This is a genomic window from Streptococcus gwangjuensis, from assembly GCF_028156745.1.
Taxonomy (GTDB): Bacteria; Bacillota; Bacilli; order Lactobacillales; family Streptococcaceae; genus Streptococcus; species Streptococcus gwangjuense_A.
On the sequence record NZ_JAODJG010000026.1, the window covers coordinates 122,704 to 129,821 of the forward strand.

Annotated in this window: 3 protein-coding genes; 1 reads left to right on the forward strand and 2 read right to left on the reverse strand. The window is 33.8% G+C overall.

Annotation, left to right across the window (positions count from 1 at the left end):
• The first annotated feature begins 230 nt into the window (after positions 1–230).
• Positions 231–4,637, forward strand: a complete 4,407-nt coding sequence (locus N5909_RS02270; RefSeq protein ID WP_033681287.1) for a G5 domain-containing protein — start codon at positions 231–233, stop codon at positions 4,635–4,637.
• Positions 4,638–4,823: 186 nt separating this feature from the next.
• On the opposite strand, the gene N5909_RS02275 is transcribed toward N5909_RS02270, so the two are convergent.
• Positions 4,824–6,032 (reverse strand): ATP-binding protein, encoded by a 1,209-nt coding sequence (locus tag N5909_RS02275; protein WP_033681289.1) that lies wholly within the window; start codon positions 6,030–6,032, stop codon positions 4,824–4,826.
• Between the two features lie 393 nt (positions 6,033–6,425).
• Positions 6,426–7,118 (reverse strand): G5 domain-containing protein (locus tag N5909_RS02280; protein WP_271630715.1); only part of this gene is annotated, 693 nt, incomplete at its 5' end.

Here is a 7,118-nt window from a genome sequence, read left to right on the forward strand (position 1 = left end):
ATCACCCCCAAAATTTGTATACACATAGTGTATGTACTTTTGGGGTGATTTGCATTTTGGGGAAGTCCCCACCCCCCTTTAATTTAAGAGATAAAATTTATTTTTTATAATTTACTAAGAAATACTGATAATACTTGACAAAATAATAGAATGGAGGATAAAATGTGTATAAGATGAGTTATTTCTTTTTGAATATACGGAAGTAGCTTATCAATAAAAAGGAGAGCATTATGAAACTAAAAGATAAGTTTAATGCAGATGAACGTAGAAGAAAGTTTAGTCTGAGAAAAGTTTCAGGAATTGGTGCAGTGTCTGCCGTTATTGGAATTATTGGCTTTTCTTCACTTCCTCTTGAAGCAGTTTCAGCCGCTGAAACAGATATAACAGTAAACTATAAATATACTACTACAGATGAGTTGACAGAAACAGAGAAAAAACTCATTGTAAACGAGTTGCCAAAGAATCTTGTAGATGGTTCAGATCTGTTTGTTATCTATCGTAAAGATACTGCAAATAATACTTTACCAAATACTGGAAGTAATGTATTGCCCTTGGCTTCTATTATTGGAACAGGTTTATTGTTAGTTGCTTTTATCATAAAGAAAACTGGTAAAGCAGACAAGAAGATTGTTAAGAGTATTTTGTCAATCTCTTTGGTTGGAGGAGTTTTGACAGTAACAACTGTATCTGCTTTGACGGTTGCTACTTTGTCAAATTATAACCATACTGAAACAATATCAGCAGGTGCAACGTTTCCAGATGGTAGAGTGAATATTTCAGGATATCATTTTGTTGGTTATATTGATGGTAAAGATGTAGTTACGAATTCAACTACAACTGTAACTCCACTTCCATCTCAGAGGAATACAATGAAGGATACAATTAATTCAACTGATAAACCTGAGAAAGATGATATTGATGATAGTAGTAGAGGAAAAGTTGAACCGGTTGAACCAATAATTCCACCAAAAGAAGATGAATCAGTCAAGCCTGTAGACCCTAAAGTTATTGATAAAATTATCAAAGTGGATGACTCTGGGAATGCTTTAGAAGATGTTACTGGTTATACAAAAGTTAGCACGAGCCAACCTGTTGAAACACGAGAAGTTCAGGATGGTCAGCTAGTTATCATTCGAACTGTAACTGAAGTTTACAAGAAAGATACTGTATCGGAAGAAAAGACAACTACGGATCTTCTCAAGGAAACAAACGTTGTTATCCCATCTACATTAGTAGAAATATTGTCTGAGGAAGTTGTGGAAGATGAGACGCAAGTTACAACTACTCCAACTGCTAATTCAACCTCTGTTAAGCCAACAGTTGAAAAAAATTCGGAAATTGAAAATAAAGGAGCAACATCTTCAACAGGATCTTCAGTAGGAGAGGATAAAAAAGAAGAAATTACATCTCCAGTTGAGGCTTCAAACTCTAGCTTGGAAACTATTGCAGAGCCTACAATAGTTAAAGCAAAAAAAGTTATTCGTACCATGCGTACTACAGAAGACATTCCGTTTGAAGTGGTTGTTAAGAAGGATAGCTCTTTAGCTGAAGGTGAGACTAAGGTAGAAACAGAAGGTAAACTTGGGAAGAAAGTTTCTATTCAAAAGATTACCCTAGTGGATAATGTAGAAACTGTAAAGGAAACAATCTCAGAAACAAGAGAAGAACCACAAAATAAAGTTGTTCTGGTTGGAACGAAGAAAACGGCAACTCAACCTACTACTAGTGAAGTAGTACCAAGTGCGAGCTCAGCGACGACTCTTGCTGACGAATCTAAAGCAACAACACAAAAACATTCTCTCCCAAGTTATTATACAGTAGAGGTTACTGAATCTGAAAATAAAACAGTCATTACTGACCGTGAAAAAATACGTGAGTTAGTAAAAGATAGAACACCATTGCTAAATCTTCTAGCACCAGATGGAGCAAAGTTGGTGCAGGTTAAGACAATAGAAGTCTATGATAATACAATTCTCGCAGGTCAGAGACAATTACAAAATATTCAAGCTAGTTATGTTACGGTAAATATTAAGAAAAAACGAGATCTAAGTAACAAAGAACAACAAACGGAATTAGTAATTACTAAAGAAATACCATTAATTACTAAAGTTTATCATATAGGTACAAAACCAAATGGTCTATCAAGAAAAGATGTAGTTGTTTCGGGACATGCATTTGATAGTAAAAGCAATGCTATAGAAGAAAAATCTGTTTCAATTTATAAAGATAATAAACTAGTTGCAGAGACTAATACTGATTTTGATGGTTATATGTTTACTCATTTAATCACAAATCAATCGTATACCTTGAAATCTGATGGATTCGAAGCCAAAATTACTCCCCTGCCTTATGGTGATCCGATAATTGAAAATATAAAGGGTCATTTTGAATTAGGAAGAAAATATTCAGATGATATGATTGCCTACCATCTAAAAAGCAATGTAATTTATGTTAATGATGGTCAATATCAGAGCGAAATTGATGATGGGAAAAAAGTAGTATTATCTAAAGAAATTGATGCTAGAGTAGGTGATGTTCTTATTATTCCTCCATCTAAGATTTATGAGACTTCTAAAGCTATTAAGATCAATTCTATTAGCACTATTAATAATCAGTCAGTTATTGAATATAGTGTGCCATCATTGTACGAGGTTGTACAGAATATCAATACAAAAGCTTGGTCGTCTAATATCAACCGTGCTACTTTCATTCCAGCTGAAGGAGTTACTGTAAAAAAAGCATCAAATACAGATCAAGGTTTATTTAGGAGTGTATCTCTTGAAGGATCTCTTCTATCAGCATCAGTCTCATTGACTGGTAAGAAGAAAAATGATGATAAAAGCATCAAAGGAGCGCTATCATTCAATATTTCAGGTAAGGTTTGGTCAAATGCTGTCAATTTAAATTTCTGGACTCCTAAAATAGATTTTATGAATTTTGATATCAATAATGAATTGAGTTTTACTACAGAAGGTTCTTTAGAATTTAGTAAATCAGCAGAATGGAAAACAAGAGCTCCAGAAAGTATAGAAAAGAAATTAGGAGAATTGATTTTAGCTACACCAGTTACGGGGATGACTGTAAATATTCCTATAATGCTTAAGATCTCTGTTGATGGGAGTATAAGTGTTTCAATATCAAGTACATATTCAATTCAAAACTCAATCAAATTTAAAAATGGGGTTCTTGAACCTAAGCATACTGCAGATCTTAAAAAGACTGTCACAGAATTCAAAGCTAAAGCCACAGTCAAAGTTGGTCCAGAAATAAAAGTAGAACCCAAAATATTAGGGATAGATACAGTTTCTGTTTCTGCTGATGCAGGGGTAGGAATAGATGCTTCGTTTTCGATGACTGGGGAAGAGTATGAGAAAAATCAAATTAATTATATTAAAAATAAATCATCTCTAAAATTATTCGTCAGAGAAATTGGTTATCTAACTTTAAAGGCTAAATTAGAAATTTTGGAGCAGCTTAAATCTTTGGGACTTCTCAAAGACTTGGAATTAGAGCCTGAATTAACCTTATTTGATGGTGAATTAGAAGCTAAACTTTATGAGTCTGTTCAAAATTCAGAAACTATATTTATATTTGAAAAACTAACAAAACCATTCTACATACCTAATCTTAGAGGAGGGTGGGGAACATCCATGAGAATTTCCAAAGATGGTAATATCATTGGAAAATTTCGTGACACGAATTGGTGGTTAACTGGTCCGAATCATCCAAAAGGTCAGATATCTATTTCTGACTTTACAGGTAAATTCAATAATCTAGTTAAAGTGAATGACTATGAGTATAAGATGACATTAACTGATTTGGATTATTCTAAGGTGGGGGTCACAAAGTTTATAAATGGTGTGAGAATTGATACCACCGCACCTCGCGGAATAGCCGATGAGAAATCCCCAGGAAAAGAATTTATTCTTTATTTGCCAGGTCGCCCAGTTAAAGATTTGCCAGAAATAGTTCGTAACGAGATTCGTGATTTCAAAAATCGCATGCAGGAAAGCTTAACAAGGGCAGTAATTTTTAATAAAGATAAAAGAACGGTATTTGTAGAAAGTGATCAACCGATAAGTAAAGTATCTGTTGAGGATGAATTTGCTATTAAAGAAATTATTAACAATGGTTACGCTTATCAATTTTCTAAACTGGTAAAATCTAAACCTGTTATGAACGCTTATTCTTTGTATGTGCGTCAGTTTAATCCAGGTGAACTGATAGATTATTACAATACATATAAAGGTGATAAAACATATCAACTGGAAGATGTTATTAAGGCTTTATTACCCACGCCTGCTAAAAAACTAAGTGTACCTTTGAAGTATTATACCGAGAAACAATGGCGTAAATTAGCTAATGATAAAAAATCTTGGGTAGAATGGTTTTATTCACAAGCAGATAAAGCTTTCTATGAAGTTGCTACAAATGGGAGAGGAGGAAATGCCTCTCCGTTGCACATTGAACCAAGTAACAGATGGGTAGTGTCTGATAATGGTATTGAAGTAAAAACTTATCTTGATGATGGGGTTGATACACCTTATCAGAAATATCTACTGAAGAAAAATAATAAGAAGTATGATGGTGGAATAAATAAAACTCCATACTATATCTCTAGGGTTACCAGATTATAATTAAATTGAGCTATACAGATTAGCAAAAAACTGCATCTGTATAGTTCTTTTTCTATTACTCACAATTGAAGGCTACATTAGTTTCTACTGAATAAGCTTTTTCGGTCATGGTCATAACAAAACACTCCTGTTAAATGTCTACAGGAGTGTTATTCTTGTGCATCAATTTATGGGTTCAGCACATATCTACTTTTCTAGTAACCAATCTATAATGTTTTTCTTCTCGATTCCATTGTAATTGGCTGTTGGCTGAATCGTATCCATTGTTAACAGATATTTGGGGAATTGATCTTTAATGGCTTCTAGTGGTCTAAGTTCTCTTTCTAAAGTTTCTGGAGCAAGTGTTGTTTCACTGACTTGATAATAAGCGTAGTGACCAAGATCAGTTACAACAACAAAATCAACTTCATACTTATCTAAATTACCAACATATACCTGTGAATATCTACGTCTTAATTCCAAATATACAATATTTTCCAAGATATGCCCAATGTCTTCTTTGTGGTCTGGTAATAAGAGATGTCGTAAACCTAAATCAACGGGATAATATTTTTCTAATCGTTGCAATAATGCTCTACCTTTTACATCAAAACGTGGAACAGAATAAAAAAGTAAACTATCTGTCAAAGTTGTCAAATAATTTTCCAAAGTATTGTGGGATATTGAAACATTTTGGCTGACAAGGGTATTGCGAATCTTATTTGTTGATATTAAGCTACCTGTACTACTGAGAAGGGTTCGGACAATGCGCTCAATAATAGTAGGATTTGGATTTCCCAATCTAGTGACAATATCATTTAACAGTATTGAGTTATATATTCCTCTGAGATAGTCAATTTTTTCAGCGTAAGATGATGTTTGCAATAAGTAAGGGAAAGCACTAAAGAGATAATTGTTAAAAATTTCTGTTGTATTCAGATTCTCTGAGAGAGATTGACCTGATAGGTATTCTTCAAATGACAAAGGAAGGATCTCTATCTCAACATACCGACCAGTCAAGTTTGTCGCTAATTGGCTACTCATAAAGTAGGCGTTAGATCCAGTCAAATAGAGGTCTACATTTGGTAAGATGAATAGACTATCTGCTACCAGTTCAAATTTTTCAACATGTTGAATTTCATCTAAAAAGATATAGTATGTTTTCTCCTCAACTAATCGCTCTTTTATATAAGCAAATAATGTTTGAAAATGTCGCAGTTCATAATAACTCAGATCCTCAAAATTGATGGATATGATTTGATCCTCGTCTACCCCAGTTGCTAGTAACTCCTCTTTATAGAGTTGAAAAAGCACAGATTTACCAGCTCGTCTAACTCCACTCACAACCTTAATGATTTGGCGGTCACGATGTCTTCTTAAAAAGTCTAAATAATGTGGTCTTTTAATATAGTTCATAATAGTTACCTCAAAGATAGTATAATACAAATAGCAATTGTTTTCAAATATTTGGAAATAATATTTTATTTTTTTAATTATTTCTAAGTATTTAGAAATAATAGCTGGGAATATTTAAATATCTTCAAGATAGAAAAAGAAATTGCACTGGCACGAAGAAACTGTATATTTGTTGTTAAACTGTACATCATTTTTGTGATACATTAGATCGTATTTCTCAATTACGTAAGCTCCGAAAATAAAAAGTTCAATAATCATTCTGTTTTATATATACTAAGACATCCGTAGAAATTTATGGATGTTTTTTGATTTATATATAGAAAAAGAGAAGACCGGCTGGTCTTCTCTTTGGGGGAACTAGAATCATTGAAAAGAATTAAGTAAAGATTTTAATTAGTTTTTGAAATTCTTTTGGAAGATGAGTAGAGACAATACTGAAGTAATAGCAGCCAAGAATAAGAAGGCATTTGCTTCTTGCTCTCCAGTTTCTGGGAGTTGTTTTTCCTTGTCTTGTTTAACTGTAGTAGCAACAGGTGCTTTTTCATCTTTTCTTGGTGAATCTTCTGTTATAACTGCAGGAGCTGGTTTTTCAGTTTCTCTAGGTAGAACATACTCAGGGAGAGTCACAACTGGTGGCGCCTCTGTTCCTACAGAACTTTGTTTCGTTCCAACTTCAATCACTCGGTCTAGAGCTGGAGTTGACTCAGTTTGAACTACCTTACGATTGCTGCCATCTACTTCGACATACTCGATTATAGCACCATCTTTCCCTTCTGCTAGAACTTTCTCTTTTCCTTTATCTAAGTTTGGATTTTCGTGACGGATAGTCTTGAATGGTACTGCCTTCTTGATAATATCCAAGCTTGGAAGTTTAAAGACAAGGTCCTTAACCCCTTCTTCAGGACTTGAAGAAGTAATTGGTTTTTCAGGTTCTTTTGGTAGAAGGTATTCAGGAAGAGTTACAACTGGTGGAGTATCTGTTCCTACAGAGCTTTGTTTCGTTCCAACTTCAATCACTCGGTCTAGAGCTGGAGTTGACTCAGTTTGAACTACCTTACGATTGCTGCCATCTACTTCGACATACTC

Bases quoted from the DNA above. Each gene is read 5' to 3' on its own strand.
- N5909_RS02270 (WP_033681287.1), top strand. From the start codon at position 231: ATGAAACTAAAAGATAAGTTTAATGCAGATGAACGTAGAAGAAAGTTT.
- N5909_RS02275 (WP_033681289.1), bottom strand. From the start codon at position 6,032: ATGAACTATATTAAAAGACCACATTATTTAGACTTTTTAAGAAGACAT.